This window comes from Mucilaginibacter pedocola (genome assembly GCF_002013915.1).
GTDB classification, from domain to species: Bacteria; Bacteroidota; Bacteroidia; order Sphingobacteriales; family Sphingobacteriaceae; genus Mucilaginibacter; species Mucilaginibacter pedocola.
On the sequence record NZ_MBTF01000002.1, the window covers coordinates 155,435 to 171,736 of the forward strand.

At 45.2% G+C, this 16,302-nt stretch carries 14 protein-coding genes; 10 read left to right on the top strand and 4 right to left on the bottom strand.

The genetic code is table 11. From position 1 onward, the window contains the following. The first annotated feature begins 48 nt into the window (after positions 1 to 48). From BC343_RS05020 to BC343_RS05050, 7 genes are all read left to right on the top strand, one after another. On the top strand, positions 49 to 2,283 hold the full coding sequence (locus BC343_RS05020; protein ID WP_078346641.1) for a tetratricopeptide repeat-containing sensor histidine kinase: 2,235 nt from the start codon (positions 49 to 51) through the stop codon (positions 2,281 to 2,283). 80 nt (positions 2,284 to 2,363) lie between these two features. Beyond that, positions 2,364 to 2,846, top strand: a complete 483-nt coding sequence (locus BC343_RS05025; protein ID WP_078346642.1) for a hypothetical protein — start codon at positions 2,364 to 2,366, stop codon at positions 2,844 to 2,846. 141 nt (positions 2,847 to 2,987) lie between these two features. Then, on the top strand, positions 2,988 to 3,434 hold the full coding sequence (locus BC343_RS05030; RefSeq protein WP_162276823.1) for a YybH family protein: 447 nt from the start codon (positions 2,988 to 2,990) through the stop codon (positions 3,432 to 3,434). Between the two features lie 27 nt (positions 3,435 to 3,461). Further along, complete coding sequence (locus BC343_RS05035; RefSeq protein WP_078346644.1) at positions 3,462 to 3,854, top strand: VOC family protein; 393 nt, start codon at positions 3,462 to 3,464, stop codon at positions 3,852 to 3,854. A gap of 21 nt (positions 3,855 to 3,875) precedes the next feature. Further along, complete coding sequence (gene ligD, locus BC343_RS05040) at positions 3,876 to 6,605, top strand: DNA ligase D (protein ID WP_078346645.1); 2,730 nt, start codon at positions 3,876 to 3,878, stop codon at positions 6,603 to 6,605. A gap of 321 nt (positions 6,606 to 6,926) precedes the next feature. Beyond that, positions 6,927 to 7,289, top strand: a complete 363-nt coding sequence (locus tag BC343_RS05045) for a BlaI/MecI/CopY family transcriptional regulator (protein ID WP_078346646.1) — start codon at positions 6,927 to 6,929, stop codon at positions 7,287 to 7,289. After that, positions 7,286 to 9,568, top strand: a complete 2,283-nt coding sequence (locus BC343_RS05050; RefSeq protein WP_078346647.1) for a M56 family metallopeptidase — start codon at positions 7,286 to 7,288, stop codon at positions 9,566 to 9,568. The genes BC343_RS05045 and BC343_RS05050 overlap by 4 nt, the downstream gene beginning before the upstream one ends. A 75-nt stretch (positions 9,569 to 9,643) precedes the next feature. Here BC343_RS05050 and BC343_RS05055 read toward each other — a convergent pair whose 3' ends face one another. The 3 genes from BC343_RS05055 to BC343_RS05065 form a co-directional block, all read right to left on the bottom strand. Next, entirely contained in the window at positions 9,644 to 10,009 is a 366-nt protein-coding gene (locus BC343_RS05055; RefSeq protein ID WP_162276824.1) for a response regulator, read from the bottom strand. A 309-nt stretch (positions 10,010 to 10,318) separates the two neighbouring features. Continuing rightward, complete coding sequence (locus BC343_RS05060; RefSeq protein ID WP_078346649.1) at positions 10,319 to 10,948, bottom strand: NAD(P)H-dependent oxidoreductase; 630 nt, start codon at positions 10,946 to 10,948, stop codon at positions 10,319 to 10,321. Between the two features lie 117 nt (positions 10,949 to 11,065). Next, the gene (locus tag BC343_RS05065; RefSeq protein WP_078346650.1) at positions 11,066 to 13,333 is read right to left on the bottom strand and encodes a biosynthetic peptidoglycan transglycosylase; all 2,268 of its coding nucleotides are present in this window, start codon (positions 13,331 to 13,333) and stop codon (positions 11,066 to 11,068) included. Positions 13,334 to 13,455: 122 nt separating this feature from the next. Between BC343_RS05065 and BC343_RS05070 the strand changes: the two genes are divergently transcribed. The 3 genes from BC343_RS05070 (at position 13,456) to BC343_RS05080 (ending at position 15,582) form a co-directional block, all read left to right on the top strand. After that, the gene (locus BC343_RS05070) at positions 13,456 to 14,544 is read left to right on the top strand and encodes an Mrp/NBP35 family ATP-binding protein (RefSeq protein WP_078346651.1); all 1,089 of its coding nucleotides are present in this window, start codon (positions 13,456 to 13,458) and stop codon (positions 14,542 to 14,544) included. A gap of 26 nt (positions 14,545 to 14,570) precedes the next feature. After that, positions 14,571 to 14,849: a NifU family protein gene (locus BC343_RS05075; protein ID WP_078346652.1), complete on the top strand. Its 279-nt coding sequence runs from the start codon at positions 14,571 to 14,573 to the stop codon at positions 14,847 to 14,849. 109 nt (positions 14,850 to 14,958) lie between these two features. Beyond that, positions 14,959 to 15,582, top strand: a complete 624-nt coding sequence (locus BC343_RS05080) for a hypothetical protein (protein WP_078346653.1) — start codon at positions 14,959 to 14,961, stop codon at positions 15,580 to 15,582. A gap of 139 nt (positions 15,583 to 15,721) precedes the next feature. Here BC343_RS05080 and def read toward each other — a convergent pair whose 3' ends face one another. Beyond that, positions 15,722 to 16,294, bottom strand: a complete 573-nt coding sequence (gene def / locus BC343_RS05085) for a peptide deformylase (RefSeq protein WP_078346654.1) — start codon at positions 16,292 to 16,294, stop codon at positions 15,722 to 15,724. Positions 16,295 to 16,302: the final 8 nt, after the last annotated feature.

A 16,302-nucleotide genomic window follows, 5' to 3' on the forward strand; every position in this document is an offset into this window, starting at 1 on the left:
ATCACAAGTTTTCGTATAACAAAACTTGTACGGAATTAAATTAAACGCATGCCCCTCAAACACATACGCCGAGTAATACCCGGTGTAGCCCTTTTTTATTTATTCTCCGGAAATGCGGCTTTCGCCGGTATGCGCAACCCGCATGTAGATAGCATTAAAAACCTGTTGAGTATTGCTTCGGCGGCGCAATCGCCCACAGATACGGTTACCATTAACCGTATGAATAAACTTGCGGCCGATTATTTTCAATCGAACCCCGACAGTGCTTTTTATTACGGGCAAAAAGGGGTGGAGATGGCGCGCAAAATAAAGTACGAAGAAGGGTTGGCCAATGGGCTTTTACAAACCGGGCACGTAAATTATTTTAAAGGCCGGTCCGAAAAGGCCCAAGAGAATTTTGACGAGGCCATCCAAATTTACAAGCGCTTAAAAAACAACAAGGGGCTAAGCTTAAGCTACGTGTCGTTGGGCAGGATGTATACGTTGCTTGCCGATTATAAAAAAGCACTGGTGTACCTGATACAGGCATTGGGCATTAACGAAAAAATTAACGACCAGCGCGCCCTTGCCGATAACTACAAGAATATTGGTATAGTATATTATAGCATGGGCGACCTGTCGCAAGCGCTTGATTATTATTATAAAGGCTTGTTCATTGCTGTAAAGTATCATTACAGCGGGCCTTCGGCAGAGTTGTATAACGATATTGGGCTTGTGTTGCAGGCCATGGAAGTTTATCCCAATGCGCTCGACCATTATCAAAAAGCGCTGAACCTTTTTAAAGGCACCAAAAACTACCAGGCCATTGCCACCGTGAACGAGAATATTGGCGAAGTGCTGTTGGCTCAAAAGGAATACAGCAAGGCTATTGGCTACCTGGCATCGTCATTAAAGGTTGCCAAAAGCCAGGAGGACATTGACGGCCTATGCTCGCTTTATACCGATTTGGGGCTTTGCTATGCCAACCAGGGGAAAGGGGCTTTGGCTATAAGTTACCTTGATACAGCTGTTAGCATTTCGCAAAAGTATAAGTATGTATTTAACCAGGCTTACGCGCTTATTGGTTTATCAACAGCATACAACTTGCAGAAGCAATACACCAAAGCATTTCAGCATGCCATAGCAGGGCAAGCTTTGGCCATACAACTGGGTAACTTATCGGTAAGGGCAAATGCAGCTTTGCAGTTGAGCAAAACGCTATCGGGCTTAGGCAAGTTTGATGATGCTTATGCTTATCTCGACGAGTACATGCAGCTTCGCGCCAAACTAAAGGATAACGAGAGCATTCAAAAACTAACATCCTACAATTACGGGCTCAATTTTGCAGCCAAAGAACGGCAGATAAAGGAGCAACAAAGAGAGCAAACCCTGCTGTATCAACAAAAAATAGAAAGTCAGCGTTCGTTGAACATCATTTTCGGCATCGTTATCCTGGCCATGATCATTATAGCCGTAAACTATTACCGCCAGCGCCGCAAGCAACAGCAAATAAATGCCAAACTGGAGGAAAAAAACTACGAAGTACTGCAGCAGAAGGTTAGCCTGGATGACCAGACGTATAAGCTGAATGACCTGAATAAATTAAAAGACAGGCTGATATCGATACTGGCGCACGACCTGAGGGCTCCTCTAAGTACCCTGCGTGGCATGTTCGACTTGCTCACCGACCAAACCATCACCCACCAGGAAATGCTGGAGATGATACCCGGCGTATTGAAGAAGCTGGAGTATACCTCCGACTTTTTGGACACGCTGCTGTTTTGGATAAACAGCCAGATGGAGAGTTTCACCAATTCGGTTACTACTTTTTCGGTGAAGGACGTGGTGCGCTACGAAGTGGAGAATTATCATGACTCGGCTACGCAAAAAGGCGTAGGCCTGATAGACGGGGTAGAAGCCGGCCTTTCTGCCGCCGCCGATCCTAATTCTATACGCATAGTTTTGCGCAACCTGATAACCAATGCCATTAAGTTCACGGGCAAAGGCGACACCATCGAAGTATTATCGGGATGGCAAGATGAGGAGCATGTTATTATCCGCGTGCGCGATACGGGCATGGGCATGGCACCCGAGCAGGCAGAAAAATTATTCAAAAGCAAGGTTGACAGTAAAACGGGTACAAATAATGAATTAGGCACCGGTATGGGCCTTTTATTTTGTAAAGACCTGGTAGAAAAATGTAACGGCAAAATATGGGTGAACAGCCAGCCGGGCATAGGCACCGAGTTTGCGTTTACTATACCCGTTGTTGCGCAGCCTGTTGAGGTTGGCGTTTTGGCTTAAGCGGCTATCAAAATACTACATCTGTATTATTGATGCCGGTGTGTAAAAACGGGTGATTTGTATTAACAAACACCCAAACCATGAAAAAACTTTTCACCTTATTGGCAGCCGTTCTTGTTTTCGGTGCCTGTTCAAAAAACAACGAAGAAGCAAAACCTGCTGCCAATAGCTGGAAACTGGGCAGCACTACCTATACCGTGGGCTTTAGCCACAGGGTAGTAACATCTGGCGGGACACCAAGTACCTTATTCCTGTTCGCTGATAAAACCCCCGTAGGTACCGACCCAACAGTACATTCAATTGTTCCGAGCTTTAAAACCATACCAACGGCCAGCGGCACCTATAAACTGGTGCGCGTTGGTGCAGCAACAGCTGCTAACGAGTTCGAACTATCTGCAGGCGGCGATTCACAAGCCTTTGCTTACAACGAATTAACGGCCGTTGATGTACAAGTAACAGTTAGCAGCGGAAAACTTAGTTTTAAAATACCCGAGGTAAATATGATGAATACCGATGGGTCAAAGCCCAACGCAACCATATCCGGAGAAATAACCGAACTATAAACTAAACACAACTAAACAGGTTGGCCGCCATGCATTTTGCAGGCGGCTTTTTTTATTGAGTAGGAGTTTGGCTTAACGGTTTATTCGCCAACTAATTGGCAGCACTTTTGAGGTATGGTATGGCAACCCAATGAAAGCACTATGTTAATTGCAACAGGGTCCCTTACAGCCGAAGCGGAAATAAGGGAATTGATAGATGATAAAATAATTGCGGTTTATAACCGCGACGAACACGCACTTATATCCAAATATGCGCCGGATGTAACTACATTCGACCTTGCGGGTGCGCTTCAAAATAACGGCGGCTTAGCCGAACGGCTGGAAAAATGGTTTTCGGGCTATGTTGGCCACATAAACCAAGAAGTTGCCAATGTTCAGGTGTCGGCAAGCGGAGCGGTCGCCTTCAGTAATTTCCTGATGCGCACCTGGGGGACTGGCGTGAACGGCGAGGAACATGATATGTGGTACCGGGTAACATCTGGCTATAAAAATATCGGCGGGCAATGGCTCATCACCCACGAACATATTTCAGAACCGGTTGACCTCGAAACAGGCAAGGCCATGTTCGGCCTTAAACCATTAAACTAAATTATAAACCCCAATAACGAATACATTATGTTACAGGAATCAAAAGGCTTCAGCAGCTTCTCGGTTGATGATACCGATAAGGCAGAACATTTTTATAAAGAAGTATTAGGCCTGCAGGTTGAAAAGAACGAACAGATGGGTAACATTCTTACAGTTACTACCGGCGGCGGCAAGATCATCATCTATCCAAAACCGAACCATCAGCCGGCTACTTTCACGGTGTATAATTTCCCCGTGAAAGATATCGACGAAACGGTAAATACCCTCAAAGCAAAGGGTGCAAAGTTCGAAAGTTACGATTCGGAATACCTTAAAACCGACGAAAACAACATTTCACGTGGCGATGGTGGCGAACGCGGCCCCAGCATTGCCTGGTTTACCGACCCGGCAGGGAACATCTTATCTGTAATAGAGGAATAAACCATTTTATTTTAGAAAGCCATGAGCCTGGAAAAGTATGCCAAGAAACGGGATTTCAGCAAAACTGCTGAACCCAAGGGCGGGAAAAGCAAGGATAAAGATAAGCTGCATTTTGTAATACAAAAGCATGATGCTATCCGCCTGCATTACGACTTCAGGCTGGAGATGGATGGCGTACTAAAAAGCTGGGCTGTACCCAAGGGGCCATCAACCGACCCAAAGAACAAACGGTTGGCTATGATGGTGGAAGACCACCCCTATGATTACCGCTTGTTTGAAGGGTTGATACCCAAAGGCGAATACGGAGGCGGCACCGTCATCGTTTGGGACGAGGGCACCTATGAACCCATTGAGGAAGTAAAAGGCAAAAAGGCACAGGAAAAGCATCTGCTGAAACAACTGAAGGAAGGCTCACTAAAAATAAAACTCCATGGCGAAAAGCTGGAGGGGGAATATGCGTTAGTGAAAACCCATGGCATGGGGGAGAACGGCTGGTTGCTGATAAAGCATAAAGATGATTTTGCTTCGACGAAGGATATCACCAAGCAGGATAAGTCGGTGCTGTCGGGTAAAACCATAGCAAGCATGGAGAAAACCGGCGATAAGGTTTGGCAGCACGGGCACGAAGAGGATATAGAAAAAGAGAAGCCAAAACGAACAAGTAAAAAGAAACTCCCGACAGAAAAGCTTGAGGATGCGGTAGAAGAAACAAAAGCCGATGATTCTGTAGATGTCGACTTTATCTTAAAAAAAGCGCCCAAAAGCAAAATCCCCGTCGGAATAAAGCCCATGCTGGCTACATTGGTTGATAAACCATTTGATGACTCGGATTGGGTGTACGAAATAAAATGGGATGGCTACCGCACGCTCGGTTTTATTAACAAGGGCGAGGTGCAGCTGCTATCGCGCAATAACAAATCCTTTAATGAAAAATACTATCCTATTACCAAGCTATTGGAGGGCTGGAAGATAAATGCCGTTATAGATGGCGAAATATTGGTGTTGAATGATAAAGGCATCTCCAACTTCGGCGCGCTGCAAAACTGGCGTAGCGAAGCCGATGGGGAGCTGATGCTTTATGTATTCGATTTGCTTTGGTACGAGGGGAAAAACCTGATGGATTTACCACTTACTCAACGCCAGGCAATACTAAAAAGCGTGTTGCCTACGGATGACGACCGGATTCGCCTGAACCAGTTGTTTACAGCCAATGGCTTGGAGTTTTACAAAGCTGCAGAGAAGATAGGGCTTGAAGGCATTATGGCCAAAAAAGCCAACAGTCCGTACGTAGCCGATAGCCGCTCGAAAGATTGGCTGAAAATAAAAATAAATAAAAGGCAGGAAGTTGTTATTGGCGGCTTCACCAAAAACGAGGGGACAGCAAAGCAATTCAGCTCGTTGTTATTAGGCGTTTATGAAAATGGGCGCTTTCAATATGTGGGCAAGGTAGGAACCGGTTTTTCGGATAAGCTTCAAAAAGAAATGATGAAGCAGTTTAAGCCGCTCATTATCGACGAAACGCCATTCGATAGCGAGCCGGATGTGAATAAACCCTCGCGCTTCCGCCCGAACCCGCCTAAAGCCAAAGCTACCTGGTTAAAACCCGAACTGGTTTGCGAAGTAAGTTTTGCCGAAGTAACAAGCGATGGCGTTTTCCGCCACCCATCCTTTCAGGGCATGCGTGAAGATAAGAAAGCTAAAGAGGTGGTCCGCGAAGCGGAAGCTCGTACGGCTGAAGTTGTTGAAGGTGAAGCTCTAAAAAAAGAAAGGAAAGAAAGCAAAAGCGACTTAGTAAAATCCCCAAAGGAAAGCACCAGGCGGACCCTGCTAAACCCAAAGGAAGAAACTCAGGTAAAGAAAATTTGCGGTCACGACCTGAAGTTTACGCACCTGAGCAAAATTTACTGGCCCGAGGATGGCATTACCAAAAGGGATATGTTCAACTACTACTACCAGGTAGCCGAATATATTTTGCCATATTTGAAAGACCGCCCGCAATCGCTCAACCGTTTCCCCAACGGTATCCACGGGCCAAGTTTTTACCAAAAGGATGTAAAAGGCAAAGCACCCGATTGGGTGAAGACGTTCCCGTATAAAACCAGCGAGGGCGAGGATAAAGATTATTTGGTTGGGCACGATGAAGCTACCCTGCTTTGGATGGCATCGTTAGGATGTATCGAGATGAACCCTTGGTTCAGCAGGGTGCAGTCGCCGGATAACCCGGACTATTGCATTATAGACCTCGACCCCGATAAAAACACATTCGACCAGGTGATAGCCGCCGCGCAGGAAGTAAAAAAAGTGCTGGATGCTGTAGATGTACCCTCGTTTTGCAAAACATCCGGCTCTACCGGTATGCATATTTATATTCCGCTCGGGGCGAAGTACGATTACGACCAGTCGCAGTTATTCGCCCGCCTTATTGTCAATATCGTCCACCAGCAAATACCCGGCTATACCACTTTAGAGCGAATGGTTAAAAACCGTGACGGCAAAATGTACCTTGATTTTTTACAGAACCGCCCCGGCGCCACCATTGCGGGCCCATACTCGCTACGTCCCAAACCCGGCGCTACCGTTTCTATGCCTTTGCATTGGGATGAAGTAAAACCCGGGCTTACCATGAAGGATTTTACTATCCACAATTCCATAGCCCGCCTCAAAAAAGAAGGCGACCTGTTCGCCGGTGTATTGGGTAAGGGAATTGATTTGGAGAAAACGATTAAGAAGGCGCAGCGTATTTTTAAGTAAAGAGTCTAGGTTACCTAACCCATACATTCCCCAAGGCGGTGTCCTCACCGCCGCTCACATAAGAATCGAATGATCTTTAAATCAAGCGCATCAAGGTTCAGAAAAATGCGATAGGGATAGGAGCGGAAAACCCACAGCTGCGAGAAGGCTTGCGCGAAAGAAAGAGCGAGGATTTGCAGCGTATGAGCCTGGACCGCAGGTATCGTCATAAAATTATTAGTCTCATAATCAACAAATTGTATTATATTTTACTTGCTTTACTAATCGATTAGTTGTAATACTAATTCATTAGTAGTAGCTTGCATTATAATTTAATTGATAATGCAGAAACTGGCTAAACGCGAAGAACAGATAATGCAGGCCTTTTGGAGCCTGGGTAAAGCTTTTATAAAAGAAATTATTCCCGAACTACCCGACCCAAAACCCCACTACAACTCGGTAGCTACCATGGTGAAGATACTGGAGGAGAAAGGCTTTTTGGCGCACGAAACTGTTGGCAACATCTATCATTATTACCCAATAATTGCCCGCGAGGAATACCAGAAGCACGCCATGAAGGATATTGTGAGCCAATACTTTAATAACTCATACCCCAGCATGCTGGCCTTTTTTGCCAAAGAAGAGAAGATATCTGATAAAGAACTGGACGAATTAGTAAACCTTATTAAAGCCAACAAGAAATGATACCTTATGTATTACACGTGGCCCTGCTGTTGGACATTTGCCTGTTGTTTTACAAACTGCTGCTGCAAAAGGAAACTTATTACCGCTTAAACCGGGTGATATTATTAGGCTGCCTTGCCGCTGCCTTTTTGCTGCCGCTGATACAAGTGCCTCAGCAATGGGCGTTGCGCCAAAGCCCTCCGGCTGTTGCTGCGGACCCTATACCGGTTGTAGCTATAAGATTACCGCAGGTTACGCCTGCACCAAGCTACAGTCCGAAGGCAACGCCGCCGGCAACAAAAGCGGAAGTAAAAGTGCAGGAACCCGAAGTTCCGTTGATGCAACGTGTAATAACATGGGCCTTTTACCTGTATTGGTTCGGCGTTATTGCCTTTGGTGCCAATATGTTGCTGCAGATAGGCGTATTGCTGTTACAAACACGCCGCCGACCAGTAATTGTTGATGGGCAATACCGCATTGTGGAGCTTGATGATGATAAAGCCCCATGTAGCTTCGGCAACAGCATATTTATCAATCCTACCAAATACGAGCCCGATACTTTCGACCAAATATTGCTGCACGAGAAGGTTCACATTAAACAAAAGCACAGCCTCGATTTGCTGCTTGCCGAATTGATGTTGGCCTTCCAATGGTTCAACCCATTTGCCTGGCTTTACCGCAAGGAGGTAGAGAGCAACCTGGAATACCTTGCCGATAACGAAGTGCTGCACCACGCAACCGTTGAGCGCAGCGATTACCAAATGAACCTGCTGAAAGTATCGGTACCCAACCTTTCGCTTAGAATAACAACCAACTATAATCAATCACTTTTAAAAAAACGCATAGTTATGATGAACGCAAAACGCTCTAATATACACACCGCCTGGAAATACCTGTTCCTGGCACCCATGATGGTATTTTTGGTATGCGCGCTCAATGAGCCCGCCGCCTCTACCGAAATTGCAAACAACAATAAAAACATCAATTATGCCCCGGCACCAAAGGCAGCCATTGATAACGAAGGCAACTGGAAAGCAACCATAAAAGGCAGCAAACTGGAGCTAAAACTTTATGAAGAAGGCGAAAAGAACCACATGAGCAACTCCGACTTTTTGGTGAGCGAGTTTACCGCATTGCCTAAGGGAGAGGAGGGAAGCTTTAAACTGGTGCGCGAGGCCGGTACCATGCAATTCACCGGCAGGTTCGATGGCGCGACAGGTTCGGGTAAGTACAAGTTTACGCCGGATGCATCTTTCAAAAGCTATATGAAAGCCGAGGGATTGACCAACATCAGCGATGATGACGATATGGCTTTCTTCTTTTTAAACATCACTAAAGGTTACGTAGCTATGTTGAAAGGGAATGGTTACAAAACACCATCGAAAGATGATGTTATTGCCTGCAAAGCCCTTGGCGTTGATGATGCCTACATCAAATCGATGAAAAAGAACGGCTTCCCGAATGTTAAACTACAGGAGCTGATAAGCGGGAAAGCCCTTGGTATTACCGGTGCTTACATTGCTGATATACATAAGGCGGGTTACCCAAATGTAAGCTGGGATAAACTTATCAGCTTTAAAGCACAGGGGATAGATAGCAAGTACATCAACAAATTTAAAGCCGCAAACGGCAAACCCGGCGTTGTGAAAAAAGGCGCATCCGAAGATGATATGGTTGCTTTTAAAGCATTAGATGTAAGCGACGAATACATTAACTCGTTAAAGAAAGAAGGCTATACAAATCTATCGACCGATAAACTGACCGGCATGAAGGCGCTGGGCATAGATGGTGATTATATCCACGGCTTTAAAGCAGCAGGTTTTAATAAGTTAACGGCAGACAATTTAATGTCGATGAAAGCACTTGGCATTACCCCACAATTTATGACCAGTTTTAAAGCAGCCGGATATCCATCACTCACGGTTGAACAGGCATCGTCTGCAAAGGCACTGGGCATCACTGCGGATTATTTGAGCAGCTTTAAAAAGATCGGCTACAATAATATGTCGCTCGAGCAGGCCTCATCTGTAAAAGCCTTGGGCATTACCCCTGAATATTTAGATAGCTTTAAAGATGCAGGCTATAAAATTACGCTCGATAACGCATCGAGCCTGAAAGCACTTGGTGTTACCCCCGAGTTTTTGAAAGGTTTTAAAGCCATTGGCTACGATGTAACCATAGACCAGGCCTCGTCGCTAAAAGCTATGGGCGTTACGCCGGAGTATGTTACCCAAATGAAAGAGAAGGGTTTCAAATCCGACGATATCAATAAATACATCACGCTGAAAGCTGCTTTTTAAAAGAAGCGCTTTAAAATAAAAAGGAGCTGCGGTATTCGCGGCTCCTTTTTTGTTTTCCATAGGCTTGCTGGTGGCTTATGCCGCCAACTGATGCTCCACTTTATTAAGCAGTACCGTCATGTCGAACGGTTTTGGTAAAATATCATCGGGCGCACCCTCCTGGTTCAACGATTCTTCAATATCATCGTTACCCGAGCATATAATTACGGGCAGGTTTTGGGTAGCCTTGTTATGCTTAATAATGCGGCAAATATCCCGTCCATCTACTCCCGGCAGCACAATATCCATTATCACAAGGTCGGGGTGCGTGGTCCTAATGTGGGCCACAACACCGTCGCCGCTGTTCAGCGTGGTAACATCATAGCCATTGTTGGTTAAAATGTAGCTCATTACCTCGGTAACCAGCTCATTATCATCTACAATTAATATTCTCTTGTTCATGGCTATGTATTTAATATTTACCATAATACAAAGGCCATGCCGAGAATTAACTTGTGTTTAAAAAACTTAGGCGAGAGGAAAGGGGGCTGTGTTGGTGATTTTACCACAAAGGACACAGAGAGGAAAAACACAAAGAGGCACAAAGGTTAATAGATAGAATACCTTAATGGTTGTTTTAAAAAGCACAAAGGCGAAAAGTTTGGATTTTTCGCCTTTGTACTTTCGTTTTTCAAAATTAACAACAGGACGGGCTTTGTGCCTCTTTGTGTAAAACTTTGTGTCCTTTGTGGTTAAATCAGATTAGCCCGATTATACATGTATGAATAATTCTTCCGAAGGTTTACGCACTTTTATCAATTTGCTGAATGCGTCTTCTTCCGAACGGAAACCAACGGCGGCTATTACAGTAGAAGTAAGGCCTTTTTCTTTTAACCCTAATATTTCATCAAATTTTGCAGGGTCGAAGCCTTCCATTGGTCCGGCATCAATGCCCAAGTCCGCTGCGGCAGAAACCAGTACGCCTAAGGCAATATATGCTTGTTTTTGCGCCCAAAGCACTTTTTGCTCGTGTGTACGGCTGCTGATAGCGTTTAGCACCATGCCTTCTAAACCCGCAAGGGCTCCGCGTTCAACATTGCGGGTTTGGGCAACCAGGTCAATAAATTTTTTGCCGTATGCTTCGTCCATATTAGTTTCTGCTGCGAATACGATCAGTTGCGATGCATCTGTAACCTGCGGCTGGCCGTAAGCAGCTTCGCGTAATTTGGCGCGTACTTCTGGGTTTTCTACTACCAGCACTTTGTAATGCTGCAGCCCGATAGATGATGGGGCCAATTGTATAGCTTCGAGCAATTGGTTCAACTGCTCTTGGGTAAGCTTTTTAGCGGTATCGAATTTTTTGGTGGCATAGCGCCATTTTAATTTATCTACTAATGACATGACTTGTTTTCGTTTAAATGTTCGCGCAAAACTGCATGTTTAAACATTTAAATCTGTCATGAATAAGTAAAGCCTACTAATTTGGTAGGCTTTAGTAGATTGTGATGACGATCAACGCTAAGGCATCCGGCTCTTCATCTCTTTTTCTTTATCTTTCATTTCCTGTTTCAGCCGCTTTTTCTCTTCTTTCACTTCCTTTTTGGTCCGGCCTGTAGTATCTACATTATCCATTCGTTGTTCATAATCGGCCTTCATCGCTTTAATTTCCTGCTTAATGCGATCCTTGATCATGTCGTTGGTCTCTTTTATCTTCTCCTCCATTTTAGCCGCCTGGCTGGTATCTTTTTTACCAAACAAACGCTGGAAGAAATTGGGGCGCTTAGTTTCCTCTTCAACGGCGGGTACATCTAAATTAACACCCATCCCGTTGTTGTCGTCGCCTTGTTTGATCAGGCTGTCAACAGCGGCGGTATCAGCAGGCATTTCGCGGCGCAGGCTTGGTTTCAGGCGTACAGTATAAAAGCCATAAGCATTGGTATCGCGTTGCGTTAGCCCTTTGCCCGCCATTAACCTGCCGATCAGGTTAAAGTAACCATGCAAGCCCGGCCGCAGCGAACCATCGCCCTGGAATGCATATAACCCCGCTTTTGGATTTGGCACAATGCTGGCCAAAAAGATACTCTCGCCCAGTGTAAGCTCGGCAGGCGATTTACCGAAGTAATAGTGTGAGGCCTCGCTGATCCCGTAGATGTTGCGGCCCCACTCAATGATGTTGAAGTAAACTTCCAGCATGCGGTTTTTGCTCATCAGGCGGGTGTTCTCAATGATCCAAACAATAAGTATTTCCTCAATTTTACGCGAGAGGGTTTTGCTGCGCACCAAAAAGGCGTTTTTGATCAGCTGCATAGATATAGTACTACCGCCGCGGGTAAACTTCTTGGTTTTAAAATCCGTAGCCAGCGATTTGCGGATAGCCTCGTCCACAAAGCCCTTATTGCGATAAAAGGATGGGTCCTCGGCCGTCATTACGGCATTGCGTAAATCGGGCGAAATTTGCTCCAGCGGGGTGAACTCCGGGTTTTCGGGGCCAATGGTGTGCGGCGCCATAGGCTTGCCATATTCATATGGCGTATAAACAAAGGTTTTGTTTAGTTTTTCGAAGTCGGTTTTGCCGAATTTCACAATGCGGAAGCCGTCGTTGTCCAACCGCGAATCGAACACAAGGTTATCAATATCATCCTTGTTCATGTAAAAGTTGAGGTTGTAATTCAACTTACCCGCAACCTGCATACCTTCTAACGATTCGAACAAACCGATAGGGAACGAATCGAACACATCCTGCGCGTTCATCCAACCGGTATGTATTTTGGCCTCGTATATTTTTACCGGGTTTAGCGTGTATTTAAAATAAGGGTTGGCCTTTATTTTTTTAAGATGGATAACCGAAGAACTATCAAGCGCCAGGTAATTGCTGCCCACAAAAATATTGGCATCAATAGCGCCGCTGGGTACAATAATATCTTTGGCAGATAGGCCCGCATGGTTCACCAGAAGGTTACGTACCGAACATGAGGTGAATATTTGTGTTTCTCCGTCGTTACGTTCTACCTTAGTTAGTTTGGTATCAAGCGTATCGAAGTTAAGTTTCACGTGGAACTTTTTCTCAATAATGGGAAGCTCTACTTTTTTGCCATCTGCATAGAGGCGAACATCTATATCCTTATCTGATGGGTGCATTATACCATCGAAGTGCCAGGTAGATGAGGCTGTGCCATCGTTAACTAAAATGGTTGACTTTAATTCACCATCATCAATAACCGCAGTTTTGGCCAGCATAGTAATGCGTGTGCTATCATCAGTAGCCGAGGCCAGGAAATTGTTGAGCGAAAGATTATCGGGTATTTTGTAGAGTACCTGGTTAATCAGATTGTCTGATAGTTCGGCAAGGTCGAGTTTATGCGAAGTTTGCGTGGTATCTTTCTTCTTTTTGAAAAGGAAATCGAAGTTTTTTACGCCGTTTTTGTTGGTAAGGTTAAGATGCCCGTTTTGCAGCACCACATCGCCCAATTTGATATTGCCGAAAATAAGCGGCATTAACTTGACGCTTACACTAAAGGTTTTTACCGATAGCAGGCTATCGCGCTGAAAAGGCACTACCGAAATGTCGGTAAAGGCTACGGTTGCCAGCCCCGTAAAGGTAGCTGAACCTATTTTTACATCTAAATTATAGTCTTTTTTGGCTTTTGCTTTAGCTTTGCTGATGGCAGACTGCAGGATGGCTTCGCGCTTGGAATAGGCAATGGCGCCGCCAATAAGCAGGAACACCAATAATACAGCAACAACTATACCTGCGATACGAATATATTTAGGATTGATACGGCGCATTTGAGGAATTTTATTCAAAACTAAACTAAATATGCTGCGGTGCAACGCTTTGCCGCCGCAAATTGTTTTTCTTAACAAACGCAACACGCCCCCTGTTTTCGTATTTTTGTACCCTCATAAACATGGAAATTACAAAACAACAAGTTTTACAAGCACTTAGCAACGTAGAGGAACCGGACTTGAAAAAAGACCTGGTTACCCTAAACATGATACAGGATATTGTTATCGATGGCAATAAATTGGCTTTTTCGGTAATATTAACAACCCCGGCCTGCCCTTTGAAGGCGTTGATAGAGAATGCCTGCCGCAATGCGATAAAGCATTTCATCAGCCCCGAAATTGAAGTGAGTATTAACATGACATCGCGCGTTACTACGCAAACAAATACCGGTGTGCCGGGCGTTAAAAACATTATTGCTGTAGCATCAGGCAAGGGTGGCGTAGGTAAATCAACCGTATCTGTCAACCTCGCTTTGGCTTTGGCAAAAACAGGGGCGAAGGTAGGTTTAATAGATGCCGATATCTACGGCCCGTCTATCCCTATTATGTTCGGGCTGGAAGGTGCGCGCCCTATGGCCAGCAACGTAAACGGCAAAACCAGGATAGAACCGATAGAGAAATACGGAATCAAACTGTTATCAATAGGGTTCTTTACCGATCCTAACCAACCCGTACCATGGCGCGGTCCAATGGTATCTACCGCGGTGAAGCAGTTATTTAACGATGCCGACTGGGGAGAACTGGATTATTTGGTGATAGACTTGCCACCCGGTACCGGCGATGTGCATATTACCATTACGCAAAGCTTCCCGGTTACGGGCGCTGTAATTGTAACCACCCCGCAGAACGTAGCCCTGGCTGATGCTAAAAAAGGTATTGGCATGTTTATGATGAATGCCATTAACGTGCCTATTTTGGGTATTGTGGAGAACATGAGCTATTTTACACCTGCCGAACTGCCCGAAAACAAATATTACATTTTTGGTAAAGGTGGCGGGCAAAAATTAGCGCAAACGCTTGATGTACCATTTTTGGGCGAAATACCGTTAGTAAAAGGTATAAGCGACAGCGGCGACGCCGGCAAACCAATTGTGATGGAAGAAGAAGGCGTTATGCCGGTTGCCTTTATGGAAATGGCGCGCAGTGTAGCGCAGCAGGTTTCTATAGCTAATGCCGAAAAAGCAAATGCTATGAATGTTGTAAATAATTAATAACTTTACGTATATAAATTATCAAAATGAGTTTAATTGATCAGGTAGAGACCGCGTTAGATACCATTCGCCCTTATTTGGAGGCCGATGGTGGTAACGTGTCTATTGAGGAAATTACGCCTGAAAATGTAGTTAAGTTGAAGCTGTTAGGTTCGTGCGGCTCTTGCCCCATGAGCATCATGACGCTGAAAGCTGGTATTGAGCAGGCCATTAAAAAAGCAGTGCCCGAAATTACAGGTGTTGAAGCTATAAACCTAACCGACATTGACGACCCCAATGCGGTGCTTCCGGAAAACTTACGCTAATGTTAAGAATTGTTAAATAACAATTCGGACTAAAGAATTAAGGTATTTTTGCGCTTGTTTTAAAACAAATAAAGAACAGGCAACGTAATAATTGTACGCCACCTAATAAATGAAGAAGTTAATAGGCATATTGTTAATGCTGGTATCGCTTTCGGCTTTTGCCCAAAAGGAAAAACCTTTGGTGCAATTTTCGGGCGTTATTTACAATGCCGATAGCTTGAACACGGTGGTACCTTACGTAAGCGTAAGCAATAAAAGCAATCGCAACTCTACTATTATTGCGGCCTACAACGGTTACTTCTCCTTTGTGGCACACGAGCAAGATACTATCAGCTTTACGGCTGTGGGTTTTGCACCTTTAACAGTTGTAATACCGGCTAACCTGCCAACACGCAGTTACACCACACAAATAAAAATAAAACCGCAGATCATAAACCTGCCGGTGTTTAAAGTATTCCCCTGGGCAACTACGGATGAATTCCGCCGCGATTTTATTACTGCTAAAATTGCCGACGACGACCTGGAGATAGCCCGTAAAAATATTAGCAGAGCTACATTAGCGGCGCTAAGCACCACGCTACCGCGCGACGGGCAGGAAATACAAGCCGCCAATGCCGGGCAAATGCATACCAACATTGTCAACTCCCACTCTATCACCAACCCACTGCTAAATCCGCTTGCATGGGGTAGCCTCATCAAGTCGATAACAGACGGAGAGAAGAAGGGAAATTAATTTAGAGAGTCAAGACTTTTAGAGTCAAGAATCAAGAAAGAAGAGTCAAAACAGGACTAAACATAAAGAGCCGCGATGTTTTTTGCATCGCGGCTCTTCTTTTTATCTCGGTTCCTGACTCTGAAAGTCTCGATTCTCCCTACCTTCCTTTCTTAGCGTCAGGGAATTTCATTTTATAATCTACATCAACCGAACCTTTAGAGATATCGTTAAGTCGTTTCTCCAACAGGCGGCGGCGCAGGGGGCTAAGTTTGTCGGTAAACAGCTTGCCTTCTATGTGGTCGTACTCGTGCTGTATCACACGGGCGGCCATGCCTTTAAAGGTTGCTTCGTGGTGTTTCCAGTTCTCGTCGTAGTACGACATGCGGATAACCGGCTTGCGCATTACATCTTCGCGAATGTCGGGTATACTCAGGCAGCCTTCATTAAAGGCCCATTCGGTACCGGTTTCTTCTACAATAGTGGCATTTATGAATGCTTTTTTAAAGCCGGCCAGTTCGGGCTCCTCATCATCAAAAGGAGAAACATCAACCACGAATAGGCGCATGCTCATGCCTATTTGCGGGGCGGCCAGCCCAACGCCGCGGGCAGCGTACATGGTTTCGTACATGTTGGCCACAAGCTCTTTTATATGAGGGTATTCATCCGGCTCAATGGCTGGGGCTTTGCGCCTCAAAACAGGGTCGCCGTATGCTACAATAGGGTATTTCATGGTGCAAA